This window comes from Streptomyces sp. NPDC006309 (assembly GCF_040613095.1).
GTDB lineage: Bacteria > Actinomycetota > Actinomycetes > Streptomycetales > Streptomycetaceae > Streptomyces.
Map to the genome: position 1 here is coordinate 191,074 of NZ_JBEXRO010000001.1, position 23,010 is coordinate 214,083.

General features: G+C 72.9%; 24 protein-coding genes and 1 pseudogene. 14 read left to right on the forward strand and 11 right to left on the reverse strand.

Features of this window, described 5'->3' with window-relative positions; all coding sequences use genetic code 11:
- Positions 1-52: 52 nt before the first annotated feature.
- Complete coding sequence (locus ABZ117_RS00860; protein ID WP_356816619.1) at positions 53-247, forward strand: antitoxin; 195 nt, start codon at positions 53-55, stop codon at positions 245-247.
- 235 nt (positions 248-482) lie between these two features.
- Here ABZ117_RS00860 and ABZ117_RS00865 read toward each other — a convergent pair whose 3' ends face one another.
- The 3 genes from ABZ117_RS00865 to ABZ117_RS00875 form a co-directional block, all read right to left on the reverse strand.
- Positions 483-941, reverse strand: coding sequence for a hypothetical protein (locus ABZ117_RS00865; protein WP_356816220.1), 459 nt, complete (start codon positions 939-941; stop codon positions 483-485).
- Between the two features lie 165 nt (positions 942-1,106).
- Positions 1,107-1,322 (reverse strand): hypothetical protein, encoded by a 216-nt coding sequence (locus ABZ117_RS00870; protein WP_356816221.1) that lies wholly within the window; start codon positions 1,320-1,322, stop codon positions 1,107-1,109.
- Positions 1,319-1,528: a hypothetical protein gene (locus tag ABZ117_RS00875; RefSeq protein WP_356816222.1), complete on the reverse strand. Its 210-nt coding sequence runs from the start codon at positions 1,526-1,528 to the stop codon at positions 1,319-1,321. Before ABZ117_RS00875 ends, ABZ117_RS00870 begins: the two co-directional genes overlap by 4 nt.
- A 115-nt stretch (positions 1,529-1,643) precedes the next feature.
- Between ABZ117_RS00875 and ABZ117_RS00880 the strand changes: the two are divergent.
- From ABZ117_RS00880 to ABZ117_RS00905, 6 genes and pseudogenes are all read left to right on the forward strand, one after another.
- Positions 1,644-1,820: pseudogene (locus ABZ117_RS00880) on the forward strand (helix-turn-helix transcriptional regulator); the annotation flags it as partial.
- Positions 1,821-1,998: 178 nt separating this feature from the next.
- Positions 1,999-3,621 (forward strand): ABC transporter substrate-binding protein, encoded by a 1,623-nt coding sequence (locus ABZ117_RS00885; protein ID WP_356816223.1) that lies wholly within the window; start codon positions 1,999-2,001, stop codon positions 3,619-3,621.
- A 4-nt stretch (positions 3,622-3,625) separates the two neighbouring features.
- Positions 3,626-4,582 (forward strand): ABC transporter permease, encoded by a 957-nt coding sequence (locus ABZ117_RS00890; protein WP_356816224.1) that lies wholly within the window; start codon positions 3,626-3,628, stop codon positions 4,580-4,582.
- Positions 4,582-6,558 (forward strand): dipeptide/oligopeptide/nickel ABC transporter permease/ATP-binding protein, encoded by a 1,977-nt coding sequence (locus tag ABZ117_RS00895; protein ID WP_356816225.1) that lies wholly within the window; start codon positions 4,582-4,584, stop codon positions 6,556-6,558. Before ABZ117_RS00890 ends, ABZ117_RS00895 begins: the two co-directional genes overlap by 1 nt.
- The gene (locus tag ABZ117_RS00900; RefSeq protein ID WP_356816226.1) at positions 6,555-7,562 is read left to right on the forward strand and encodes an ABC transporter ATP-binding protein; all 1,008 of its coding nucleotides are present in this window, start codon (positions 6,555-6,557) and stop codon (positions 7,560-7,562) included. The genes ABZ117_RS00895 and ABZ117_RS00900 overlap by 4 nt, the downstream gene beginning before the upstream one ends.
- Complete coding sequence (locus ABZ117_RS00905; RefSeq protein ID WP_356816227.1) at positions 7,559-8,542, forward strand: dihydrodipicolinate synthase family protein; 984 nt, start codon at positions 7,559-7,561, stop codon at positions 8,540-8,542. The genes ABZ117_RS00900 and ABZ117_RS00905 overlap by 4 nt, the downstream gene beginning before the upstream one ends.
- Here the strand turns inward: ABZ117_RS00905 and ABZ117_RS00910 are convergent.
- The 3 genes from ABZ117_RS00910 to leuA form a co-directional block, all read right to left on the reverse strand.
- Positions 8,494-9,666 (reverse strand): sialidase family protein, encoded by a 1,173-nt coding sequence (locus ABZ117_RS00910; RefSeq protein WP_356816620.1) that lies wholly within the window; start codon positions 9,664-9,666, stop codon positions 8,494-8,496. The genes ABZ117_RS00905 and ABZ117_RS00910 overlap by 49 nt on opposite strands.
- 1,064 nt (positions 9,667-10,730) lie before the next feature.
- On the reverse strand, positions 10,731-11,426 hold the full coding sequence (locus tag ABZ117_RS00915) for a TerB family tellurite resistance protein (protein WP_356816228.1): 696 nt from the start codon (positions 11,424-11,426) through the stop codon (positions 10,731-10,733).
- 184 nt (positions 11,427-11,610) lie between these two features.
- On the reverse strand, positions 11,611-13,332 hold the full coding sequence (leuA, locus tag ABZ117_RS00920) for a 2-isopropylmalate synthase (RefSeq protein WP_356816229.1): 1,722 nt from the start codon (positions 13,330-13,332) through the stop codon (positions 11,611-11,613).
- Between the two features lie 342 nt (positions 13,333-13,674).
- Between leuA and ABZ117_RS00925 the strand changes: the two genes are divergently transcribed.
- Positions 13,675-14,745, forward strand: a complete 1,071-nt coding sequence (locus tag ABZ117_RS00925; protein ID WP_356816230.1) for a M4 family metallopeptidase — start codon at positions 13,675-13,677, stop codon at positions 14,743-14,745.
- A gap of 21 nt (positions 14,746-14,766) precedes the next feature.
- Entirely contained in the window at positions 14,767-15,033 is a 267-nt protein-coding gene (locus tag ABZ117_RS00930; RefSeq protein WP_356816231.1) for a protealysin inhibitor emfourin, read from the forward strand.
- Here the strand turns inward: ABZ117_RS00930 and ABZ117_RS00935 are convergent.
- Positions 15,007-15,321, reverse strand: coding sequence for a hypothetical protein (locus ABZ117_RS00935; RefSeq protein WP_356816232.1), 315 nt, complete (start codon positions 15,319-15,321; stop codon positions 15,007-15,009). The two genes, ABZ117_RS00930 and ABZ117_RS00935, sit on opposite strands and share 27 nt — an antisense overlap.
- Positions 15,322-15,404: 83 nt before the next feature.
- Here ABZ117_RS00935 and ABZ117_RS00940 point away from each other — a divergent pair, with 83 nt between their 5' ends.
- Positions 15,405-16,748 carry a GH1 family beta-glucosidase gene (locus tag ABZ117_RS00940; protein ID WP_356816233.1) on the forward strand — a complete coding sequence of 448 codons (1,344 nt, stop codon included), beginning with the start codon at positions 15,405-15,407 and terminating at the stop codon, positions 16,746-16,748.
- A 22-nt stretch (positions 16,749-16,770) separates the two neighbouring features.
- Here ABZ117_RS00940 and ABZ117_RS00945 read toward each other — a convergent pair whose 3' ends face one another.
- Positions 16,771-16,965: a hypothetical protein gene (locus tag ABZ117_RS00945; RefSeq protein ID WP_356816234.1), complete on the reverse strand. Its 195-nt coding sequence runs from the start codon at positions 16,963-16,965 to the stop codon at positions 16,771-16,773.
- Positions 16,966-17,087: 122 nt separating this feature from the next.
- Between ABZ117_RS00945 and ABZ117_RS00950 the strand changes: the two genes are divergently transcribed.
- The gene (locus ABZ117_RS00950) at positions 17,088-17,318 is read left to right on the forward strand and encodes a hypothetical protein (protein WP_356816235.1); all 231 of its coding nucleotides are present in this window, start codon (positions 17,088-17,090) and stop codon (positions 17,316-17,318) included.
- A gap of 30 nt (positions 17,319-17,348) precedes the next feature.
- Here the strand turns inward: ABZ117_RS00950 and era are convergent, their stop codons facing one another.
- Positions 17,349-18,302, reverse strand: coding sequence for a GTPase Era (era, locus tag ABZ117_RS00955; protein WP_356816236.1), 954 nt, complete (start codon positions 18,300-18,302; stop codon positions 17,349-17,351).
- Between the two features lie 210 nt (positions 18,303-18,512).
- On the opposite strand from era, the gene ABZ117_RS00960 reads away from it, so the two are divergent.
- Together ABZ117_RS00960 and ABZ117_RS00965 are read left to right on the forward strand one after the other, a co-directional pair.
- Positions 18,513-19,838 (forward strand): ammonium transporter, encoded by a 1,326-nt coding sequence (locus ABZ117_RS00960; RefSeq protein ID WP_356816237.1) that lies wholly within the window; start codon positions 18,513-18,515, stop codon positions 19,836-19,838.
- Complete coding sequence (locus ABZ117_RS00965; RefSeq protein ID WP_356816238.1) at positions 19,835-20,173, forward strand: P-II family nitrogen regulator; 339 nt, start codon at positions 19,835-19,837, stop codon at positions 20,171-20,173. The genes ABZ117_RS00960 and ABZ117_RS00965 overlap by 4 nt, the downstream gene beginning before the upstream one ends.
- Positions 20,174-20,198: 25 nt before the next feature.
- Here ABZ117_RS00965 and ABZ117_RS00970 read toward each other — a convergent pair whose 3' ends face one another.
- Entirely contained in the window at positions 20,199-20,552 is a 354-nt protein-coding gene (locus tag ABZ117_RS00970; RefSeq protein ID WP_356816239.1) for a cytidine deaminase, read from the reverse strand.
- Positions 20,553-20,581: 29 nt separating this feature from the next.
- The gene (locus tag ABZ117_RS00975; protein WP_356816621.1) at positions 20,582-21,403 is read right to left on the reverse strand and encodes a helix-turn-helix transcriptional regulator; all 822 of its coding nucleotides are present in this window, start codon (positions 21,401-21,403) and stop codon (positions 20,582-20,584) included.
- Between the two features lie 148 nt (positions 21,404-21,551).
- Here ABZ117_RS00975 and ABZ117_RS00980 point away from each other — a divergent pair, with 148 nt between their 5' ends.
- Positions 21,552-22,979 (forward strand): MFS transporter, encoded by a 1,428-nt coding sequence (locus ABZ117_RS00980; RefSeq protein WP_356816240.1) that lies wholly within the window; start codon positions 21,552-21,554, stop codon positions 22,977-22,979.
- Positions 22,980-23,010 lie beyond the last annotated feature (31 nt).

The window sequence follows — 23,010 nt, forward strand, 5'->3', positions numbered from 1 at the left end:
CCGCGGGTACCCGCGCCTCGGCAGGATGTACGCAAGCTCACAGGAGGTGCCCATGGGCAAGCTGGGTGACATGGCGGACAAGGCCAAGGAGATGGCGAAGAGCCACCCGGACCAGGCCGACAAGGGCGTCGCGGGCGCTGAGCGCATGGCCGACGAGCGTACGGGCAACAAGTACGACGCCCAGACCGACAAGGCCGCCGACGCGGTGCGCCGTTCCTATGAAGGCGACGGGACGACTGAGCGGTAACCCGGACACCACGTGCGACACGGGTCCCCGGCGCCACGCGCCGGGGGCCCGCGATGTCCACGACTTACCCCACGCCACGGCCCGGTCGCCTCTGGGGCAACTGCCGGTGCAGCGGGACCAGGTGCGCGCTCCGTCCGCCCCCGTGACGATGTGCCTGCACCTTCTCGCCGAGCTTCCGCGCACGTGCCGGCCGTCGAACCCCGGCGGCTTCCCGGCGGAATACCGAGCCGAACCGCTAGCCCTCAGGCCAGAACTGGGCCACGTACCGCTCCACCCCCTCCACGGCGCCCTCCTCGGCCAGCGCGGCAAGTGCTTCTCGGCCCGCGCACACCACCCGCACGGACCACTTCCCCGGACCATCCGACAAGGGAATCAGCTCCGGCATCGGGCCGCCGGTGATCGACCTCGCCCGCAACTCCCCCGACGAGCAGGAGAAGCTGGTTGTCGCGCTCTCCTCCCAGGCCCCGGACGGGACGGGAGGCTCGGCGTCCCAGATCTCGACAGTGAGGTCAGCGGTGTGGGTGTGACCCGCACTCATGAAATCAAGACGCCCAGGGTGAGCGGAAAGGAACACATCCCGCTCGAAGTCTTCAGGGAACCCAACCGGCACGTGCCGGTCATCGGCATCCTCCAGCGCGAAGCCACCGTGATCGACTTCCACCGGGTACTGCCGACGGCTGACCAGCTCAGCCACGTCTCCTCCTCATAGTGCACACGCTGGGGTCCCCAGCATGGCCGATCGAGGCCACGCCGGCCTCGCGTTTCGCGAACGGGCCGATGGCGTGCTGCCGGCCGGGACGGCCCGCAGGACCGGGCCGGCCGAGGTGAGATCGGCGGCCCTGACACCGTGGCGGAAGAGCTACAGCGCCTCTCCGCGGCTGCGTGCGTTGGCGTACGCCGTGGCCGCGCTCAGCCGCTCGGCGAGGGTCGCCCCGCGCAGCGCCTCCGGCTCGGCGTCCCACTCGCGGCCCCCGCCGTAGGGCCGCACCTGTACGTACGGCCCCTCGTGCCCCGTGACGATGCCGACCCGACCGGTACGCGTGTCGACCACATGGCTGCCGGCGGGAGGCTTCACCGCGCCACCCCCGGGGACGCCGTCAGGGCGGCCGTGAGGCTCCGCGCGGTCTCCACCGAGCAGCGGCCCAGTTCCACCAGCGGGCAGGGCACCTCTCTCGCGACACTCACCGGGTCGAGTCCCAGCGACGGGAGTACGACCCCGGCCTTGTCCAGCGCCACCCGCAATTCCCGCAACGTCTCCTCCGCCTCTTCGAGAGCCTTCACTCTGTTCCCCTGCCTTTCCCGGTTTTACGCTTCGTGCACCCAGAGTGACGCTCCGCATCTACACTCGGCAATCGCCCGCGCCCTGCAAGCGCGCGGCAGGTGAAGGGGGTTGGCCGTGGCCAACGGTTCACGTCAGGCGGTCTGGGAGTTGTTCGGCACCGAGCTGAAGAGGCGCCGGGAGGACGCGGGAATCACCCAGGTGGAACTGGGAGCCCGGGTCTTCGTCTCCGGCGCCTACATCGGACAGTTCGAGCAGGCCATTCGAAAACCCCAGCTGGACATCACCCAGCGGAGTTCGTCGGCGCGCTGACGGCCTGAGCGCACCCGGCGGCCTGCCCCTGGCGGCTGGGCCGTTCGCGCATGCCGTCTTGACCGCCTCCACAGCCCCTCCTATGGTCGCGCTACCGATCGGACGTAGGACGTAGGACGTCGTATCTCCCGCCCCTCCCCACCGACCTGCTGGAGGACCCGTGCGCGACGACGTGTTTCCCGGTGTACCGGCGCCGCGCCGCCGGGCGTTTCTGAGCAGCGCCGGGGCGCTGGGGGCGGGCGCCGCGCTGGCCGCCTGCTCCGGCGGGCCGCAGTCCACGAACGACACCGGGCATGGCGGCAGCGGCAAGGAGCGGACGCTGACCGCCGTGATCGGGTACGGCAACGACGGCAGCTGGGATCCGACGCAGACGGCGTCCGCGTTCGCGATGGCCGCCAACAACCATATTTACGAGGGCCTGTTGGACACCGACCCGATCACCCGGGTGCCCTACCCCGCGCTGGCCACCGAGGTGCCGAAGGATCCGGGTGCCACCCGCTGGCGGTTCGCGCTGCGGCCGGGCGCCACCTTCCACGACGGCAGGCCCGTCACCGCCGACGACGTCGTGTTCGTCTTCGACCGCATCCTGGACCCGCACACCGAGACCCTCGCCAAGGGGTTCTTCGCCGGCTGGCTGGACAGCGCGAAGAAGATCGACGCGCGCACGGTCGAGCTGGTGCTCAGATTTCCGTTCCCCGACGGGCTCGCCCGGCTCACCCTCGCCAAGGTCATGCCGAAGCACGTCTTCTCCCGGCCCGGCGCCTGGGACGAGGCGGTCAGGGGGCTGGCCGTCGGCTCGGGACCGTACCGGCAGACCGCGCACCACCCGAAGTCCAACACCACCTTCGAGGCGTTCGCCGCCTACAACGGCCCCCGCAAGCCCGCGTTCAAGCGCATGAACTGGCTCACCATCGTGGACGCGGCCTCGCGCGTCGCGAAGATCTCGGGGACCGACGCCGGCGCCCAGATCGCCGACAACGTCCCCTACGCCAACATCCCGCGCCTGGAGCAGGGCGGGCTGAAGGTCGCGGGCGGTGCCGGGATGAACAACCTCTTCCTGATGTTCAACACCCGGCACAAGCCCTTCGACGACGTGCGGGTCCGCCAGGCGCTGCACTACGCCATCGACGGCGAGAAGATGGTGCGGGTGGCGCTCAAGGGGCACGGAAGACCCGCCTCCTCCTTCCTCGACGAGGGCAACCCCGGTTACCGGCCGGCCAGGACCGTCTACGGATACGACCCGGCGAGGGCGAAGGCGCTGCTGAGGGCCGCCGGGGTGAAGAACCTCAAGGTGGAGATCCTCGCCGTCAACGTCAGCTGGATCGTCGACTGCCTGCCCACCGTCAAGGCCTCCTGGGACGCCGTCGGTGTGGAGACCACCCTCGCCCCGCAGGAGACCACGGCCGTCTTCACCAAGATGGACCAGAAGCGCGACTACCAGGTCGTCGCCGCCGCCTCCAACCCCAACCAGTTCGGGCTCGACGCGGACCTGATCATGCACTACAACTACGGGCCCCGGAACCTGTGGATGCGCTACACCCGGTGGGCCGACGACCCCGTCGCCCGGCAGCTGTTCAAGGACATGGACCGGGCGACCCGGGAACCCGACCCCGCGAAGAAGAAGGCCATGGTCCAGGACTACATCGACGTGGTCGCCGAACAGGCCGTGCTGTACCCGGTGGTGCACAACGAGCTGATGACGGCCTGGGACCCGCGCAGGCTCACCGGGATACGGGCCCAGCCGTACCCGGGCGTCGACCTCCTGCGCGCCCGCTGGGCCTGACGGCATGACGGTCGTCGTACGCATCCTGCTCCGCCGGATCGTCCTGCTCGTACCGCTGCTCCTCGGCATCGTGCTGTTCGTCTTCCTGGTGATGCGGTTCTCGGACGCCGACCCCGCGTCCGCGTTCTTCCAGGGCGCCAATCCGACCCCCGGGCAGCTGCACGACTTCCGGGAACGCAATGGGCTGCTGGACCCGCTGCCCGTGCGCTACGTCCACTTCGTCGGCGACCTGCTCCACGGCGACCTCGGCACCAGCGCCCTCACCCGCGCCCCGGTGGCCGACCAGGTCGCCACCGCGCTGCCGCTCACCCTCCAGCTGACCTTCCTCGGTCTCGCGCTCGCGGTCGTGGTGGCGCTGGCGGGCGGGGTGACGGCGGCCGTGTACCGGGACCGGGTGCCGGACCAGGTCATCCGGGTCGTCTCGCTGGTCGGGGTGGCGGCGCCGGGGTTCTGGCTGGCGCTGCTGATGATCCAGTACCTGGCCGTCGACCGGGGCTGGTTCCCGACCGGCGGCTACGTCAACCCGGCCGACTCCGTCACCGGCTGGCTGCGGACCATGACCCTGCCCGCCGTCGCGCTGTCCCTGCCGGTGGCCGCGCAGCTGACCCGCATCGTGCGGACGTCGGTCGTGGAGGAGCTGGACAAGGACTACGTGCGCACCGCGATCGGCAGCGGACTGCCGCCCCTGGTGGTGGTCGGCCGGAACGTCCTCAGGAACGCGCTGGTCAACCCGCTGACCGTGCTGGGGCTGCGCGTCGGCTACCTCCTCGGCGGCGCCGTCGTCATCGAGACGATCTTCTCCCTGCCCGGCATGGGCAAGCTGATGATCGACGCCGTGCAGAACGGTGACCCGGCCGTCGTGCAGGGCGTCGTCCTGACCACCGCCACCGGGTTCGTCGTCGTCAACCTCGTCATCGACCTCCTGTACCTGCTGGTCAACCCACGTCTGAGGGCGGGCTGATGATCACGCGCGCGCGTCTCACCCAGCGGCTCTCCCGGCCCGGCGTCCGGCTGCGTGGCTTACGCCGGCTGCCGCTGTCGTCGAAGGCGGCCGTCTGCTTCCTGGCCCTGGTCGTCCTGGTCGCCGTACTCGCCCCGCTGCTCGCCCCGGACGACCCGCTGGACCAGCAGGACCCGGCCGGCGGCACCGGGCACCCGTCCGCCGCGCACTGGATGGGGCAGGACAGCCTGGGCCGGGACATCCTGAGCCGGCTCATGCACGGCGCCCGGTGGTCCCTCGCCATCGGCCTGGGGGCCACCGCGCTCGCCCTGGTCGCCGGGGCACTGCTCGGGGCGCTCGCCGCCACCTCCCGCCGCTCCGTCGACGAGACGCTGATGCGCTGCCTCGACGTGGTCATGGCGTTCCCCGGCATCGCCCTCGCGGCCGTGCTCGTCGCCGTGTTCGGCGGCGGCATCGGCGTACTGATCTGCGCCCTCGCCTTCCTGTTCACCCCGCCGGTGGCCCGCGTCGTCCGCGCCAACGTCCTGGACCAGTACGGCGAGGACTACGTCACCGCCGAACGGGTCATCGGCGCCCGCACCCCGCACATCGTGCTGCGGCACGTGGCCGTCAACTGCGCGGCCCCGGTGCTGGTGTTCTGCACCGTCCAGGTCGCCGAGGCCATCGTGTTCGAGGCGTCGCTGTCCTTCATCGGCGCGGGCGTACGGCCCCCCGACCCGTCCTGGGGCAGTGTCATCGCAGACGGCAAGAACATGGTGCTGACCGGCGGCTGGTGGGCCACCGTCTTCCCCGGGCTGCTGATCCTGCTCACCGTGCTGTCGCTGAACATCCTGTCCGAGGGGGTCTCCGACGCCTGGGCGGCGCCCGCACCGCGCGAGGTGGCGGCGCCGCCGGACCGGCTGGAGACACCCGAGCCCGGCAGCGGCGAGGTGCTCCCGCTGCCCGGCCTGGCCGAGGCCGCCCGCCGGCTGCGCTCCCGGGCCCGGCCGCTGCCCTCCCGGGACGGGCAGCCGGTGCTCGCCGTGGAGAACCTCACCATCGGTTTCCCCGGCCGGCACGGGGGCGTGGACATCGTGGCCGGGGTCGGCTTCGAGGTGTACGCCGGTGAGGTGCTGGGCCTGGTCGGCGAGTCGGGCTGCGGGAAGTCGCTGACCGCGCTGACCGTCATGGGCCTCCAGCCCGAGGGGGCGCGGGTGCGGGGCCAGGTGCGGTTCCGGCAGCGGGACCTGCTCGCCGAACCGGCGCGGGCCCGGCGGCGGCTGCTCGGCCACGAGATGGCCATGGTCCACCAGGACGCCCTGTCCGCGCTGAACCCCGCCATGACCGTCCGCGCCCAGCTCGCCCAGCTGGTCCGGCGCGGGGGCCGCCGCAGCCCCCGCGAGCTGCTGGCACTGGTCGGCCTCGACCCGGAACGCACCCTGCGCAGCTACCCGCACGAACTGTCCGGCGGGCAGCGCCAGCGCGTCCTCATCGCCATGGCCCTCTCCCGGGAGCCGGGCCTGATCGTCGCCGACGAACCCACGACGGCCCTGGACGTCACCGTGCAGGCCCAGATCATGGAACTGCTGCTGCGGCTGCGCGGGGAACTGGGCTTCGCTCTGCTCCTGGTCTCGCACGACCTCGCGCTCGTCGCCGACGTCACCGACCGGGTGGTGGTCATGTACGGCGGGCAGATCGTGGAGAGCGGGGTGACCTCCGCCCTGGTCGCCGCGCCGGCCCACCACTACACGCGCGGCCTGCTCGCCAGCGTCCTGTCGCTGGAGTCCGCCGAGGAGCGGCTGGCGCAGATCAGGGGGGTCGTACCGGCCCCCGCCGGCTTCCCCGCGGGCTGCCGGTTCGCCGACCGGTGCCCGCTCGCCGGCGAGGTGTGCCGTACGGCCGCACCGGTCCTCGCGGGCACCCCCGCGCACACGGCCGCCTGCCACCACCCGGCGGTGGACCTGACGTCGGCGCAGAGCGAGGAGGCCCGCCCGTGACCGCTGTCGTCGAGGTACGGGACGCGCACGTCGTCCACCGGGCGCGCGGCGGCGGCCTGTTCCGGCGCGACCGGGTGTACGCGCTGACCGGCGCCGGCCTGCGCGTCGGCGCCGGTGAGACGGTCGGCGTGGTCGGCGAGTCGGGATGCGGGAAGTCGACGCTGGCGAAGGTGCTGGTGGGCATCGAACGGCCCGTACGCGGGACGGTGTCGTTCCGGGGCCGGGACCTGTGGACGATGCCGCCCGCCGAACGCCGGGCCACGGTCGGCGCGGGCGTCGGCATGGTCTTCCAGGACCCGTCGACCGCCCTGAACCGGCGGCTGACCGTCCGCCGGGTCCTGCGCGACCCGCTGGACGTCCACGCACGCGGCACACGGGCCGAACGGGAGGAGCGGGTGAGGGAGCTGATGGGTCTGGTCGGCCTGCCCGGGGCCCTCGCCGACGCCCTGCCCGGCCAGCTGTCCGGCGGGCAGCGCCAGCGCGTCGCGATCGCCCGCGCGCTGGCCCTGGACCCGGCCCTGCTCGTCGCCGACGAACCGACCAGCGCCCTGGACGTCTCGGTCCGCGCGCAGATCCTCAACCTACTGCTCGACCTGCGTGAACGCCTCGGTCTGGCGCTGGTGTTCGTCTCCCACGACATCCAGACGGTACGGCGGATGAGCGACCGGGTGATCACCATGTACCTCGGCCGGATCGTGGAGGAGACCCCGGCCGGCCGCATCAACGGCGGCGCCCGGCACCCGTACACCCGGGCCCTGTTCTCGGCCACGCCCGGCCTGCTGCACCCCGTCGAACCGATCCCGCTGACCGGGCCGGTGCCGTCGGCGACCCGGCCGCCGAGCGGCTGCCCGTTCCGCACCCGCTGCCGGCAGGCGGACGCGGTGTGCGCCGAGGCCATGCCGGACTTCACGGCCGCGTCGCAGCCCGGACACCGCTACCGCTGCCACCATCCTGTGGAGGAGGACCAGCCGACCCGCGACCCCGCTCGCCAGGAGCCCCGATGACCTTCCCCGCCCCGCTCACCGGTGTCGTCCCGCCCGTCTGCACGCCCCTGACACCCGAGCGCGAGGTGGACGTGCCCTCGCTGCTGCGCCTGGTGGGCCATCTCGTGGAGGGCGGGGTGCACGGGCTGTTCCTGCTCGGCTCCACGTCGGAGGCGGCCTTCCTGACGGACGCGCAGCGCCGCCAGGTGGTGGCGGCCGTGACGGCCCACGTGGCCGGACAGCTGCCCGTCCTCGCGGGCGCCGTCGACATGACCACCCCGCGGGTGCTCGAACACGTGGCGGCGGTCACCTCGGCCGGCGCGCAGGCCGTCGTCGTCACCGCACCCTTCTACGCCCGCACCCACCCCGCGGAGATCGTCCACCACTACCGCCGGATCGCCGCCGCCAGCCCCGTCCCGGTGATCGCCTACGACATCCCCGCCGCCGTGCACACCAAGCTTCCCGCCGAGCTGCTGCTGGGGCTCGCCGGGGACGGGGTGCTGGCCGGGGTCAAGGACTCCAGCGGGGACCTGGCCGCCTTCCGGGAGGTCGTCACCGGCGCCCGCGCCCACCCCGGGTTCGGCGTGCTGACCGGCTCGGAGCTGATCACCGACGCGGCGCTGGCGCTGGGCGCCGACGGGGCCGTGCCGGGACTGGCCAACGTCGACCCGCACGGCTACGTCCGCCTCTACCGGCTGTGCCGGGCCGGGGACACGGAGGGCGCACGGGCCGAACAGGAGCGACTGTGCGCGCTGTTCGGGCTGACCGGGGTCGGGGACCCGGCGCGGATGGGCGGCAGTTCGTCGGCGCTGGGCGCGTTCAAGGCCGCACTGCATCTGCGGGGCGTCATCGACTGCCCGGTGACGGCCGAGCCGCAGGTGCCGCTGTCCGGCGCGGAGGTCGAGCGGGTCGGCAGGTTCCTGGCGGCGGCCGGACTGCTCGGGACCGGCTCTCAGGGCAGCGGGATCCTGCGGAACACCAGCGACTCGTACGGGCTCTGAGCGCCGGTCTCGTACAGGACGCCGACCGTGCCGGGGCCGAGCTGGACCAGGTCGGAGTAGGCGGCCGGGCGGTCCGAGAGGGTGAGCAGCCGGGTGAAGGTGCGGCCGGCGTCCGTACTGGACCACAGAGCCGGGGCGCGGCGGGCCGTCGGCACCGAGGGCGCGGAGAACAGCAGCGGGGCGCCGGGGCCCGCCAGCCGCAGGACGCTGCCCTGGACCACCGGCACGTCGTCCAGGGTGGGCTGGATGGCGTAGGGGCGGTCCAGGGTGCGCCCGCCGTCGGACGAGTAGCTGTCCAGGCGGTTGCCGGGGGCGGTGCCGTCCTGGTCCCGCGAGCTGAGGTACAGGCGGCCGTCGGCCAGCTCGGCGGCGCTGGTCTCGTCGGCGTCGGTCACGCCGTCGTAGCCGGCGTCCACGAAGCCCAGGTGCCAGGTGCGGCCGGAGTCGTCGCTGTAGAGGGCGTGGCCGCCGTGGTAGCGGGGCTCCTGGCCGGTGTCGGGGGAACCGGCGGGCGGGGCGGCGGAGTGGTTGGCGGGGACCAGCAGGCGGCCGGCGTGCGGACCCCGGGTGAGGGCGAGGGCGTGGCCGGGGCCGGTGGCGTACCAGCGCCAGTCCGGGCGCGTCACCCCGGCCGTGATGTCCCGCGGGGCCGTGAAGCTCCGGCCGTCGTCCCGGCTTCGCTGCACGAACACCCGGCGGGCCCGCTCCGGGGGGACCTCGCCGCGCATGATCTGCGCCTGGGTGACGGCCCCGCTGTTGCCGCAGCTCACCAGGACGACCTCGCCGGTGCGCGGGTCGACCACCGGCGCCGGGTTGCCCCGGGTGTCACCCCGCCCGGCGGCCACGACCGTCTGCGGGCCCCAGGTGCAGCCGCCGTCGGCGGAACGGCGCAGCACGACGTCGATGTCCCCGCTGTCCCCCAGCCCGCCCCGCCGCCCCTCGGCGAAGGCCAGCACGGTGCCCTGCCGGGTGACGACGGTCGCGGGAATCCGGTACGCCGCGTAACCGTCCCGCCCGGAGACGTAGGGCACGGAGGCACCGCACCCGACGGGCGAGGCGTGCGCGGGCACCGGCACGGTGTACAGGCCGAGCAGGCCCAGCCCGACGAGAAACCGACGACACAGTGTGATCACCCCCTGATCCTCCCCGGCCACCCGGCCCACCACCGCCTCTTGAAGCCGAACGAACGACGGCCGGACGGGCCGGGCGGCCAGCGCGGGCATCTGGCCGCAGGCAGGCGGCCAGACGGGGACCGGGGGCCGGCTGGGACCGAGGCAGACAGGCGGGTCCTGGCGGGCGCCCTCCGGCGGGCGAGCCGGTCCGGGCCCAGCGCCCGGGCAGGCCCACGGCCCGGACCGCAGTGAGGCGGCGGACCCGCACAGACAGGCGAGCGGAAACAGGTCCCGGGCTGCCTAACGGGGTCAGACGGGCGGACGCACCCGGCTGGGCGGGCGGCCCGGCGAAAAACCAGGGTACGGCCGCCCGAACCGGCGGCGCCCGGTCGCCCGGCATCCGTCCGGCTCCCAGCGGCCCGCCTGTCCGGCCGTCCGGCCGGGCCATGGCGAGCGCCCTCCGGCGGGCAAGCCGGTCCGGGCCCAGCGCCCGGGCAGGGCCAACGGCCCGGACCGCACTGAGGCGGCGGACCCGGACAGACAGGCGAGCGGGAACAGGTCCCGGGCTGCCTAGCGGGGTCAGACGGGCGGACGCACCCGGCTGAAAAGCCGGGGGACGGCCGCCCGAACCGGCGGCCGGACGGCCGGGCACGCGTCAGGCGCGCCGCTGGGAGCCGGACGGATGCCGGGCGACCGGGCGGGCCATGGCGAGCGCCCTCCGGCGGGCAAGCCGGTCCGGGCCCAGCGCCCGGGCAGGACCAACGGCCCTGACCGACGGCCGGGCGGGCACCGGGCAGCCCGGCGGAGGCCGCACCGGCGCTGCGCACCAGGCGGAAGCCGGACCGGCGTTGCACGGCCCGGCGCAAGCCATACCGGGACAAGGCAGACCGGGGCAAGACGGACCGGCGCAAGCCGGACCGGCGCAAGCCGGACCGGGGCAAGGCGGTCCGGCGGAGGGCGGACCGGAACCGAGCGGCGGGACGGCGGAGAGCCGGGGGCAGGCTGCGGCTCCGGCGGGTGTGGGCCGCTGTCAGGACGAGGCGCGGGCCGCTGTCAGGACGGGGTGCGGGCCGCTGTCAGGACGGGGTGCGGGCTGCTGTCAGGAGGCGGGTCACGTCGTCGGCGCAGATGGTGAGGGCCGCGCCCACCGTGGCGAGGGCGTCGCGTTCGGCCGGGGTGTACGGGCCGTCGGCGAGGGCGATGCGGGCGGCCTGGACGAGGAGTGCCTCGCGGCCGGCGGGGGCCAGGTGCGGGGCGAGCGGGCCGAGGGCCTCGTGCAGCTCTATGGTCAGGCTCGCGCTGCCCGGCTGCTCGAAGAACCGGCCGGTGTCCGCGGCGAGCGCGTCGACCAGGGCGGCCAGCTGGTCCTCCGTGCAGTCGGTGAAGCCGGCCGCGCGGACGGCGGTCGCGGCCGCCTCCAGGGCCGTACGGGAGCCGGTACCGCCCGCCGTGAGCACGGCGAGGGCGACCGTGTGCACGGCGTCGCGGAGCATCGCGGAGAAGCGGCGGGTGGTGGGGTGGTCCAGGACGTCGGTGCCGAAGTGCCGGCGGCAGGCAGCGCACTCCACGACCGGCCCGGTGGCCCCGCGCGGCAGCACGGGCACGCCCAGCAGGGTGAGGCGGCGACGGCCGGTGAGCCGCTGGTAGTTGCGGTCGCCGCCGCAGCCGGGGCAGTAGAAGTCGCCGTCCCCGGCGCGGGTCCACGCGGTGCGGGTGCCCAGGATGCGCGCAGCCCTGGCGGCACGGCCGTCTCGTCCCCGTACTGGCAGCACGTCGCACCTCCGTAACCGCACGGCAACATCGCCGCACTGGCGTGATGTTAGCCACAGTCAGGAGCCTGAGTCAGTACCCCGGAAGAGACCTTTCCGTGACCTGGGGTGCGCGGTGGCCGAGAACCGACGGGGCCCCGGCCGTCGTACCGCACGGCCGGGGCCCCGGAAAGGCTGGTCGGAGGCGTCAGCGGGCGGCGCGGTTGACGGCGGAGACGACCGCCTTCAGCGACGCACGCGTCGTGTTCGCGTCGATGCCGATGCCCCACAGGACCTTGTCACCGATCGCGCACTCGATGTACGAGGCGGCCTGCGCGGAGGCGCCCTCGCTCATCGTGTGCTCCTGGTAGTCCAGCAGGCGTACGTCGACGCCGACGGACTGGAGGGCGTCGAAGAAGGCCGAGATCGGACCGTTGCCGGAACCGGTCAGGACGGTGTCCTCGCCGTCGACGGTGGCCTCGACGGTCAGGGTGTCCACCCCGTCCGTGTCGGTCGTGGACTGGCCGGTCTTCAGCTGGACGCGGCCCCACGGGTTGCCGGGGTTCGGCAGGTACTCGTCCTGGAAGACCGCCCAGATGTCCTTCGGCGTGATCTCGCCGCCCTCGGCGTCCGTCTTCGCCTGGATGATCTTCGAGAACTCGATCTGCATGCGGCGCGGCAGTTCCAGCTTGTGGTCGTTCTTCAGGACGTAGGAGACACCGCCCTTGCCGGACTGCGAGTTGACGCGGATGACGGCCTCGTAGGAGCGGCCGACGTCCTTGGGGTCGATCGGCAGGTACGGCACGGCCCACTCGATGTCGTCCACCGTGACGCCCTTGGCCTTGGCGTCGGCCTCCATCGCGTCGAAGCCCTTCTTGATGGCGTCCTGGTGGGAGCCGGAGAAGGACGTGTAGACCAGGTCGCCCACGTACGGGTGGCGCGGGTGGACCTCCATCTGGTTGCAGTACTCCCACGTACGGCGGATCTCGTCGATGTCGGAGAAGTCGATCTGCGGGTCGACGCCCTGGGAGAACAGGTTCATGCCCAGGGTGACCAGGTCGACGTTGCCGGTGCGCTCGCCCTGCCCGAACAGGCAGCCCTCGATGCGGTCGGCGCCGGCCATCAGGGCCAGCTCGGCCGCGGCGACGGCCGTGCCGCGGTCGTTGTGCGGGTGGACGGACAGGCAGACGTACTCGCGGCGGGAGAGGTTGCGGTGCATCCACTCGAAGCGGTCCGCGTGCGTGGAGGGGGTGGAACGCTCCACGGTGGCGGGCAGGTTGAGGATGATCTCGCGGCCCGGGCCCGGCTGGTAGACGTCCATGACCGCCTCGCAGACCTCCAGGGCGAAGTCCAGCTCGGTGTCGGTGAAGATCTCGGGGCTGTACTGGTAGCCGAACTCGGTTTCGGGGCCCAGCAGCTTCTCGGCGTACTCCATCACCAGGCGGGTGCCGTCGACGGCGATCTGCTTGATGTCGTCCTTGGAGCCGCGGAAGACGACGCGGCGGAAGACCGGCGCGGTGGCGTTGTACAGGTGGACGGTGGCCCGGCGGGCGCCCTTCAGGGACTCCACGGTCCGCTCGATCAGGTCCTCGCGGGCCTGGGTGAGGACGGAGACGGTCACGTCCTCGGGGATCGCGCCCTCCTCCTCGATGATGGAGCGCACGAAGTCGAAGTCGGTCTGGCCGGAGGCGGGGAAGCCGACCTCGATCTCCTTGTAGCCCATCGCGACCAGCTGGTCGAACATCCGGCGCTTGCGCTCGGGCGACATCGGGTCGATCAGGGACTGGTTGCCGTCGCGCAGGTCGGTCGAGAGCCAGCGGGGGGCGGCGGTGATCCGCTTCCCGGGCCAGGTGCGGTCGGCGATGTCGACCTGCTCGTAACGGCCGTACTTGTGGATCGGCATACGGCTGGGCTGCTGGCGGTTGGCCATGATGCGTAAGGCTCCTCAGGAGGTCCGGAAGGACGGCCGACGACGCAACGCCAAGCTCCGCGGGGAGGGAGTCGGCCTCGACTACAGGCCCTCGCCGCGGCAGCTAAGAAGGAGCAGCCAGGAACGCATGATGCTCCGCAGCCTAGCCGAGCCGCTCCGGGGGCGCGGGCCCGTCCCAGTATGCGGGACCGGCGCCAGCAGTCCATACAAAAGGGACATAAAGTGCGCCGGACCACATCGCCCTACCACGGCGTCACGGAGTGTCGTGCTCCCTGTCCCGGTATTTCACCAATCATGGTGGCAGGTAGTGACATCGACATCACGTAGTGCAATGGTCCGTACATGACGACCCACGGGGGCTTGACGCCCGTCTTCTGCACGATCGTGCCGCCGCACGTCCTCGACCGGCTCGCCCGCCACGAGGACCCCGCGCTCTCCGGCCCGGCCCGCCGGTCCCTGGAGCACGACGCCTACCAGCGCACCAAGCGCCGCCTGACCACGGTCGTCGGCGCACCCGCCGTCGCCGCGCCGGCCGGCACCGCCGCCGACCAGCCGCACCGCACGGTCTACGACGCCGGGCACACCCAGGACCTGCCCGGCAACCGCGTCCGCACGGAGGGCTCCGACCCCGGCTCGGACGCCACCGTCAACCGCGCCTACGCGGGCCTCGGCGCCACCTTCGACCTGTACCTGAAGGCGTACGGCCGGCACTCCATCGACGACCACGGACTCCCGCTGGACGCCACCGTGCACTTCGGGGAGGGCTACGACAACGCCTTCTGGAACGGCGAGCAGATGGTGTTCGGCGACGGTGACAACGAGATCTTCCTCGACTTCACCATCCCGGTCGACGTCATCGGGCACGAGCTGACCCACGGCGTCACCCAGCACACCGCCAACCTCACCTACTTCGGGCAGCCCGGCGCGCTCAACGAGTCCCTGTCCGACGTCTTCGGCTCGCTGATCAAGCAGTACACGCTCGGCCAGACCGCCGCCGACGCCGACTGGCTGATCGGCGCCGGGCTCCTCGCGCCGCGTGTCAGCGGCACCGCCCTGCGTTCGATGAAGGCACCGGGCACGGCGTACGACGACGACGTCCTCGGCAAGGACCCGCAGCCGGCCACCATGGAGGACTACGTCCGCACCAGCCGCGACAACGGCGGGGTGCACATCAACTCGGGCATCCCCAACCACGCCTTCTACCTCGCCGCCACCGCCCTCGGCGGCTACGCCTGGGAGAAGGCCGGGCGGATCTGGTACGACGTGCTCACCGGCGGCCGGCTGAAGAAGGACGCCCACTTCAGCGACTTCGCCACGCTGACGGTGAAGGCGGCGCGTGAGCGGTACGGCGCGGGGGACGAACTCCAGGCCGTGCAGAAGGCCTGGGAGGAGGTGGGGGTGCGCACGCTGTAGTTCCGTACTAGACAGGGACCCATGCGTATTCAAGTGCGGCGTACGGGCGGTTTCGCGGGCATCGAGCGCCGGGCCGAGGTGGACACCTCGGGCCGGTCCGACTCCGACGAGTGGCGGACCCTGGGCGAACGCGTCCTCGCGTCCGGCCAGGAGACACCACCGGCGGGCGTCCCGGACGGCTTCCGCTACGAGATCACGGTGGACGGTCGCACGGTGTACGCGGCGGACCCCCGGCTCACCGATGAGCAGCGGGAGTTGGTGTCACGGGTGCTGAAGGAGGGCGCCTGACGCCGCCCGGTCCTCGCGGAGGAGGCCGGACTCCACGGTGGTCGTACCACTGCTCCCCCAGCCGTACGGCGGCCCGCCGGCGCCCCTCCTCCACGAAGCCGAGGCGCCGGAAGGCGCGCAGGGCCCGCTCGTTGCCGCTCCGGGTGTCCGGTTCGACCCGGCGCAGCCGAAGTACGGGTGGCCGCCGGTCGCCCAGTGCGCCGCCTCCGGGTCGTTGCGCCGGCGCAGCTGGGCGTCCAGGTCGTCGGCGCGCAGGGCGCGGAGTCGTACGGGCTTGCCTCCGAGCATCCGGTGATCATAAGACGCCCGCACAACCTCCTTGGCGTACGCGGGCGTTGACGGAAATCACCCGGGGTGAGGATGATCCGGGGATGGCGACTGACGCAGGCACTCCCCGCCCGGTGGCCCCGGCCCCGGGTGCTCCGGTCCCGCGGTTCCCGGACGGCTTCCTGTGGGGGGTGTCGACCTCCGCGCACCAGATCGAGGGGGCGGCGGGACAGCGGGAGGCGTCCGTCTGGGACGTGTTCACGGCCGAGCCGGGCCGGGTGAAGGACGGCTCGACGGCGGCGGTGGCCTGCGACCACTACCACCGCTACGCCGAGGACGTGGCCCTCCTCGCCGGTCTCGGCGTGGACGCCTACCGCTTCTCCGTCTCCTGGCCCCGGGTGAACTCCCCGGGCGGCCTGGACTTCTACGACCGGCTGGTGGACGAGCTGTGCGCGGCGGGCGTACGGCCCGTGCCCACCCTCTTCCACTGGGACCTGCCCGCCTCGCTGGACTGGCTCCGGCGGGACACCGCGGAGCGGTTCGCCGCGTACGTGGCGGTCGTCGCCGAACGGCTCGGGGACCGCGTCGGCACCTGGATCACCCTCAACGAGCCCGCCGAACACACCCTGCTGGGCCACGCGCTGGGCGTCCACGCGCCGGGCAGGCAGCTCCTCTTCGACGCCCTTCCGGCCGCCCACCACCAGCTCCTCGCCCACGGCCTCGCGGTACGGGCCCTGCGCGCGGCGGGCGCGACGGACATCGGCATCGCCAACTCCCACGGCCCGACCTGGCCGGCCTCCGCCGACCCGGCGGACACGGAGGCGGCCGGTTTCCACGACCTCCTGCTCAACCGGCTGTTCGCCGAACCGGTGATCCTCGGGCGGTACCCGGAGGGGATGGACGCGCTGATGCCCGGCGACGTGGAGGCCGACCTGCGCGTCATCGCCGAGCCCGTCGACTGGTACGGCGTCAACTACTACGCCCCCACCCGGGTGGGCGCCCCCCGGGACGGCGGGAGCGAGTACGGCGGGGTGCCGCTGCCCGCCGGACTCCCCTTCTCCGTGCGGGAGATCGAGGGGCGGCCGGTGACCGACTTCGGCTGGCCGGTGGTGCCCGAGGGACTGACACAACTCCTGACGGACTTCCGCGACCGCTACGGCGACCGGCTCCCGCCCGTCGTCATCACCGAGAACGGCTGCTCCTACGAGGGCGTCGACGACCAGGAACGCATCGCCTACCTGGACGGCCACATCCGGGCGCTGCACACCGCGCTGGCCGCCGGGGTCTACGTGCGCGGCTACTTCGTGTGGTCCCTGCTGGACAACTTCGAGTGGGCGGAGGGCTACGCCCGCCGGTTCGGGCTCGTCCACGTGGACCGCGAGACGCTGCGGCGCACCCCCAAGGCGTCCTACCACTGGTTCCGGGACCTCCTGCGGGCCCAGCGGTGACGACCGCGCGCGCCCCCGGCCCCTACAGGGCTCCGGCGTCGCGGGCGCTCCACAGGGTCGGGAACAGCGGCCGGTAGCCCGGTTCGCGGCGGAGGCGGTCGGTGGACGCGATCCCGTAGCAGGGGTCGGGATCGGCACCGCCCGCCGGCGGCTCCACACCGAGCAGCTGGTGGATCCCCAGCACCGTCACCGGGGCGTCGTCGGCGATGTTGTCCATCCGGCCGCGGGCACCGGGAGGCGTACAGCAGGCGCGTCAGGCCCTGGGCGGCGTCGGCGGCATGCGGGAGGTGGTGCCGCCTGGGGGGCCGGCCGGGACGCGGTCCAGCCTGCGCGCACGAGGTGTCCCGGCGCCGCACGGCCGTCAAACGCTTCGTGCACCCGGTGGTGGGCCCGCTGGAACCGGACTGCGAGGTCCTGCTCAGCCACGGCGGCCGGACCCAGGTCGTCCTGCACACGGCCCGCCCGGGCACGGAGTCCCACGACCGCCTCCAGCTGCCGCGGGTGGTGGGCACGCAGGCCATGCGGCCGGGCGCCACACCGCTGGGGGGAACCGGGGGCACGGCCCCCTGACGGCCGCCGCCGGGCCCGCCGGGGCGAGACCTAGAAGCCCAGCTTGCGGAGCTGCTTGGGGTCGCGCTGCCAGTCCTTGGCCACCTTGACGTGCAGGTCCAGGAAGACCGGCGTGCCCAGGAGCGCCTCGATCTGCTTGCGGGACCTGATGCCGACCTCCTTCAGGCGCTTGCCCTTGGGGCCGATGATGATGCCCTTCTGGCTGGGGCGCTCGATGTAGACGTTGGCGTGGATGTCCAGCAGCGGGCGGTCGGCGGGACGGTCCTCGCGGGGCAGCATCTCCTCCACGACCACCGCGATCGAGTGCGGCAGTTCGTCGCGGACGCCCTCCAGCGCGGCCTCGCGGATCAGCTCGGCCACCATCACCTGCTCGGGCTCGTCCGTGAGGTCACCCTCGGGGTAGAGCGCCGGGCTCTCGGGCAGGAGGGGGACCAGCAGGTCGGCGAGCAGGTCGACCTGCTTCGACCCGACCGCCGACACCGGGACGATCTCCGCCCACTCGAAACCCAGCTCCTTGCTCATCTGGTCGATGGCGATCAGCTGCTCGGCGAGGGCCTTGCTGTCGACGAGGTCGGTCTTGGTGACGACGGCGATCTTGGGGGTCTTCCGGATGCCCGCGAGTTCCTTGGCGATGAACCGGTCGCCGGGGCCGATCTTCTGGTCGGCGGGCAGGCAGAAGCCGATCACGTCGACCTCGGCCCACGTGGTGCGGACGATGTCGTTGAGGCGCTCCCCGAGCAGCGTGCGCGGCTTGTGCAGCCCGGGGGTGTCCACCAGGATCAGCTGCGCGTCCGGGCGGTGCACGATGCCCCGCACGGTGTGCCGGGTCGTCTGGGGGCGGTTGGAGGTGATCGCCACCTTCTGCCCGACCAGAGCGTTCGTGAGGGTGGACTTGCCCGCGTTGGGGCGGCCCACGAAGCAGGCGAAGCCGGCGCGGTGGATGGTCTCCGCCGGCTGCTCGGATGACTGGGTACGAACACTCATGCCGCCCATTCTCCCTGATCCACGAACCCGCGCCGTACCAGCGTCCGTCCTGATCCACGAACCCGCGCCCTACCGGCGTCCGCGCACGTCTTCCACCCGTGAGCTTCCGGAAACCCGCACGCAACGAAACGTCACGGAAACACACCCGTACGCGACCGGAAACGCCCACCGGTGACCCTCTGACGAGCCCGCACACCGTTGGAGACGCCCGTGACCCTGGCCGCACCCCACGTGAACACCGGCGACACCGCCTGGCTGCTCGCCGCCACCGCCCTCGTCCTGCTGATGACCCCGGGCCTCGCCCTGTTCTACGGCGGCATGGTCCGCACGAAGAGCGTCCTCAACATGCTCATGATGAGCTTCGTGTCGATCGCCCTGGTCACGGTGGTGTGGCTGGCGGCCGGTTACTCCCTCGCCTTCGGGCGCGACTCCTTCGGCGGACTGATCGGCGGCCTGGGGCACGCCGGCATGAACGGGCTCGGCCCCGGCAGCGTCCACGGCTCGGTGCCGACGCTGCTCTTCGCCACCTTCCAGCTGACCTTCGCGATCGTCACGGCCGCGCTGATCAGCGGCGCGGTCGCCGACCGCACGCGGTTCGCGGCGTGGCTGGTCTTCGTACCGGTGTGGACGCTGGCCGTGTACGTGCCGGTCACCCACTGGGTGTGGGGTCCCGGCGGCTGGATCCTGGAGCGGCTCGGCGCCCTGGACTTCGCCGGCGGCCTGCCCGTCGAGATCACCTCCGGCGCCTCCGGACTCGCCCTGTGCCTGGTCCTCGGACCACGCCTCGGCTTCAAGAAGGACGCCATGCGCCCGCACAACCTGCCGATGGTGATCCTCGGCGCGGGCCTGCTCTGGTTCGGCTGGTTCGGGTTCAACGCGGGCTCCGCGCTCGGCGCGAACGGTCTCGCCGCCGCCGCGTTCCTCAACACGCTGGCCGCCGGCTGCACCGGACTGCTCGGCTGGCTCTTCGTCGAGCAGCGGCGCGACGGCCACCCGACCACCCTGGGCGCGGCGTCCGGCGCGGTGGCGGGCCTCGTCGCGATCACCCCCTCGTGCGGCACGGTCTCCCTGCTGGGCGCGCTCGCCGTGGGCCTGGCCGCCGGTGTCGTCTGCTCGTACGCGGTGAGCTGGAAGTTCCGGCTGAACTACGACGACTCCCTCGACGTCGTCGGCGTTCATCTGGTCGGCGGCGTCATCGGCACCCTGCTGATCGGCCTGTTCGCCGAGAAGGCGATGACCGGCGGCACCCAGGGGCTGTTCTACGGCGGCGGGCTCGCCCCGTTCGGCAGGCAGCTGCTCGCCGTGGTGGTCGTCGCGGTGTACGCGTTCGCGGTGACGTACGGGCTCGGGAAACTGGTCGACCGGGTGCTGGGCCTGCGCGCGAGCGAGGAGCAGGAGCTCACCGGGCTGGACCTTACCGTGCACGCCGAGACGGCATACGATCACGGTGTACTGGGCCACGGCGTGCTGGGCCACGGTGCCCCGGTCAGCCCCTCCGTCCCATCCTCCGGCCAGAAGGTCAGCAACCAGGCATGAAGCTCATCACCGCGATCGTCAAGCCGTACCGTCTGGACGAGGTCAAGACCGCCCTCCAGGAGCTGGGGGTGCACGGTCTGACCGTGACCGAGGCGAGCGGGTACGGCCGGCAGCGCGGTCACACCGAGGTGTACCGGGGGGCCGAGTACCGCGTCGACCTCGTGCCGAAGGTGCGCATCGAGGTCGTGGTGGAGGACGCGGTCGCCGACGACGTGATCGATGCGATCGTCAGGGGCGCGCACACCGGGAAGATCGGGGACGGCAAGGTGTGGGCCGTCCCGGTGGAGACGGTCGTGCGGGTGCGGACCGGCGAGCGCGGCCCCGACGCGCTCTGACCGGCGGCGCCCCGGGCGGGCCGGGTCAGCCCGCGGGGACCGTGCGGCGGACCGTTCCGTCGGCGCCGGCGAGCAGCACCGGTGTGCCCGCACCGCCGAGATCGGCGACGGCGGCCAGGTCGGCGGCCGGCACGGACTCCGCGTCGCTCACCACGGCCGCCGCCTCCAGCGACGTCGCGCCGGACGCCACGGCCATCGCCACTGCGGTGCGCAGGGCGCTCAGGCTCAGCGAGGCCAGCTCCACCGACCCGGCGACGTACGTACGCCCGGTCTCGTCCCGTACGGCCGCCCCCTCGGGCACACCGTTGCGGGCCCGCGCCGAACGGGCCAGGGTGACGATCTTGCGGTCCTCGGGGTCAAGCGCGTTGCTCTCGGTCATGCCCAGAGCATACGAAGCCCGGGGGCCGGTCATCCCGCCACGGGGTACATCGCGCCCCGGCGGCCCTCCGGCGAGGCCAGCCACTCCAGCTTGGCCGCGGTGTTCGCCTCGTCCAGCGGGGTGTGCAGCACGATCATGAGATCGGGGCGGGCCGGCACCTTCATCACCGTCGACTCCACGACCAGCAGCCCGACCAGGGGATGGTCCAGCTCCTTGCGGACCTGCCCCTGGTCCTCGATGTCGCGCTCGGCCCACAGCGCCGCGAACTCGGAACTGCGCGCCGACACCTCGGCGAGCACCGCCTGGAACCCCTCGTCGTCCGGCCGCGCCGCGCACGCGGCCCTGAACTGCGCCACGACCGTACGCGCGTTCCGCTCCCAGCTGTTGCTGCGCGAGCGGTACAGCGGATCGGTGAAGAAGTCGACGAGGCAGTTCTGGGTGATGTCCGGCCGCATGCCGAGGACCAGCGTCGCCGCGTCGTTGTACATCACGCAGTTGTAGTACGGGTCCATGATGTGGGCCGGGTACGGCATCCAGGTGTCGATCAGCCGCCGCAGCCCGTCGCACATGTCCGCCCTCCCGGGCACGACCTGGGGCGCGGGCGGGTTCAGCCCGGCCAGCAGGTACAGGTGCCGGCGCTCGGCGTCGCTCAGCCGCAGCACCCGGGCGACGGCGTCGAGGACCTGCGGGGAGACGGAGATGTCCCTCCCCTGCTCCAGCCACTGGTACCAGGAGGCGCCCACACCGGCGAGCACGGCGACCTCCTCCCGGCGCAGCCCGGGCGTGCGGCGCCGGCCCCCGCCGCCCGGCAGCCCGGCGGCCTCGGGAGTGACCCGGGCCCGCCTGCTCATCAGGAACTCGCGCAGCTCGTCACGCCGATGACTCCTCGTCGCCTCCGCAGCAGGCACGTGCCGCCCCTCCCCCGTCGTGTCTGGTGGTGCCACCACCACCATAAGTTCCGACTCCCCACGATTGTTCCGGGCGCCCCAAGCTCGTGCCATGGCGATCGACACCACCACCTCCCCCCGGCCCACCGCCCCCGCAGACACACCGCCCGGCACCCCCCGGCTGTCGACGCGCGACAAGCTCGTCCTCTTCGTGCTGTGCGCGGCCCAGTTCATGGTCGCGCTGGACTTCTCCGTCCTCAACGTGGCCCTGCCCGAGCTGGGTTCGGACCTCGGCATGAGCCGCTCCGCCCTCCAGTGGGCCGTCACCGCGTTCGCGCTGCCCTCCGGCGGCTTCCTGCTCCTCTTCGGCCGCATCGGCGACCTGTACGGCCGCCGCCGGCTGTTCCTGGCCGGCCTGTCCCTGTTCGGCGCGGCCTCGCTGCTGGCGACCCTGGCCTGGGACCCGGCCTCCTTCCTGGCCGGGCGGGCCCTCCAGGGACTCGGCGCGGCGGCCATCGTCCCGGCCGGCATGTCCCTGCTGACCACGACCTTCCCGGAGGGCCCGGCCCGCGACCGCGCCCTCGGCATCTCCGGCACGCTGCTCTCGCTGGGCTTCACCGTCGGCATGGTCGCGGGCGGTGTGCTGACCGACGCGTTCGGCTGGCGCTCCACCATGGCCCTGCTCACGGTGTTCGCGCTGATCGTGCTGCCGCTGGCCCCGCGCCTGCTGCCGGAGTCGCGCACCCCGGACCGCCCGCGCCTGGACGTGCCCGGCGCGGTCACCGTCACCACCGGCCTGCTGTCGCTGATCTACGCCCTGTCCACGGCCGCCGACCACGGCTTCGGCCGCGCGGACGTCATCACCGCCCTCGCCGCCGGCCTCCTGCTGCTGACCGCGTTCACGGTCGTGGAGTCCCGTTCGGCGGCCCCCCTCGTCTCCCTGCCCATGCTGCGCCGCCGCACGGTGGCCTGGGGCAACGTGGGCGGTCTGGTCACCTTCTCGATGATGTCGACGGTCGTCTTCGTGCTGACCCTGTACTTCCAGGAGGTCCTGCGCCTGTCGGCCTTCGAGACCGGCCTCGTCTTCGGTGTCCAGGGCGTGCTGTCGGCCGTCGCCGGCGGCCTCGCCGCGAGGGTGATCGGCCGCTTCGGTGCCCGCCGCACGCTGGTCGGCTCGCTGGCGGGTCAGGGCGCGCTGATCGCGGCCCTGCTGCTGCTGAACGCCCACACCTGGTCGGTGTGGCCGGCCACCGCCGCCCTGTCCCTGGCGAGCATGTGCCACCTGGGCGCGATCGTCTCGTACGGCCTGACCGTCACCTCCGGTGTCCCGGACGAGGAACAGGGCCTGGCCACCGGCCTGGTGACCTCCACCCAGCAGGTCGGCATCACGGTCGGCATCCCGGTGCTGGGCGTCCTGGCCACCACCTCCGGCGACCTGCCGGCGGGAGTCCACACGGTCCTGGCCCTCGACGCGGCGATCGTCCTGTCCGCCGCCGTCCTGGTCGGCCTGGGCCTGCGCCGGGCTCAGCCCAGGATCTGAAACGATCTCGCTCCGCGCGGCCGTGCCCACC

Bases quoted from the DNA above. Each gene is read 5' to 3' on its own strand.
- leuA (WP_356816229.1), bottom strand. From the start codon at position 13,332: ATGGCCAACCGCCAGCAGCCCAGCCGTATGCCGATCCACAAGTACGGC.
- ABZ117_RS00935 (WP_356816232.1), bottom strand. From the start codon at position 15,321: ATGCTCGGAGGCAAGCCCGTACGACTCCGCGCCCTGCGCGCCGACGAC.
- era (WP_356816236.1), bottom strand. From the start codon at position 18,302: ATGAGTGTTCGTACCCAGTCATCCGAGCAGCCGGCGGAGACCATCCAC.
- ABZ117_RS00970 (WP_356816239.1), bottom strand. From the start codon at position 20,552: ATGACCGAGAGCAACGCGCTTGACCCCGAGGACCGCAAGATCGTCACC.
- ABZ117_RS00940 (WP_356816233.1), top strand. From the start codon at position 15,405: ATGGCGACTGACGCAGGCACTCCCCGCCCGGTGGCCCCGGCCCCGGGT.
- ABZ117_RS00980 (WP_356816240.1), top strand. From the start codon at position 21,552: ATGGCGATCGACACCACCACCTCCCCCCGGCCCACCGCCCCCGCAGAC.
- ABZ117_RS00975 (WP_356816621.1), bottom strand. From the start codon at position 21,403: ATGAGCAGGCGGGCCCGGGTCACTCCCGAGGCCGCCGGGCTGCCGGGC.
- ABZ117_RS00895 (WP_356816225.1), top strand. From the start codon at position 4,582: ATGATCACGCGCGCGCGTCTCACCCAGCGGCTCTCCCGGCCCGGCGTC.
- ABZ117_RS00860 (WP_356816619.1), top strand. From the start codon at position 53: ATGGGCAAGCTGGGTGACATGGCGGACAAGGCCAAGGAGATGGCGAAG.
- ABZ117_RS00945 (WP_356816234.1), bottom strand. From the start codon at position 16,965: ATGGACAACATCGCCGACGACGCCCCGGTGACGGTGCTGGGGATCCAC.
- ABZ117_RS00905 (WP_356816227.1), top strand. From the start codon at position 7,559: ATGACCTTCCCCGCCCCGCTCACCGGTGTCGTCCCGCCCGTCTGCACG.
- ABZ117_RS00925 (WP_356816230.1), top strand. From the start codon at position 13,675: ATGACGACCCACGGGGGCTTGACGCCCGTCTTCTGCACGATCGTGCCG.
- ABZ117_RS00930 (WP_356816231.1), top strand. From the start codon at position 14,767: ATGCGTATTCAAGTGCGGCGTACGGGCGGTTTCGCGGGCATCGAGCGC.
- ABZ117_RS00965 (WP_356816238.1), top strand. From the start codon at position 19,835: ATGAAGCTCATCACCGCGATCGTCAAGCCGTACCGTCTGGACGAGGTC.
- ABZ117_RS00890 (WP_356816224.1), top strand. From the start codon at position 3,626: ATGACGGTCGTCGTACGCATCCTGCTCCGCCGGATCGTCCTGCTCGTA.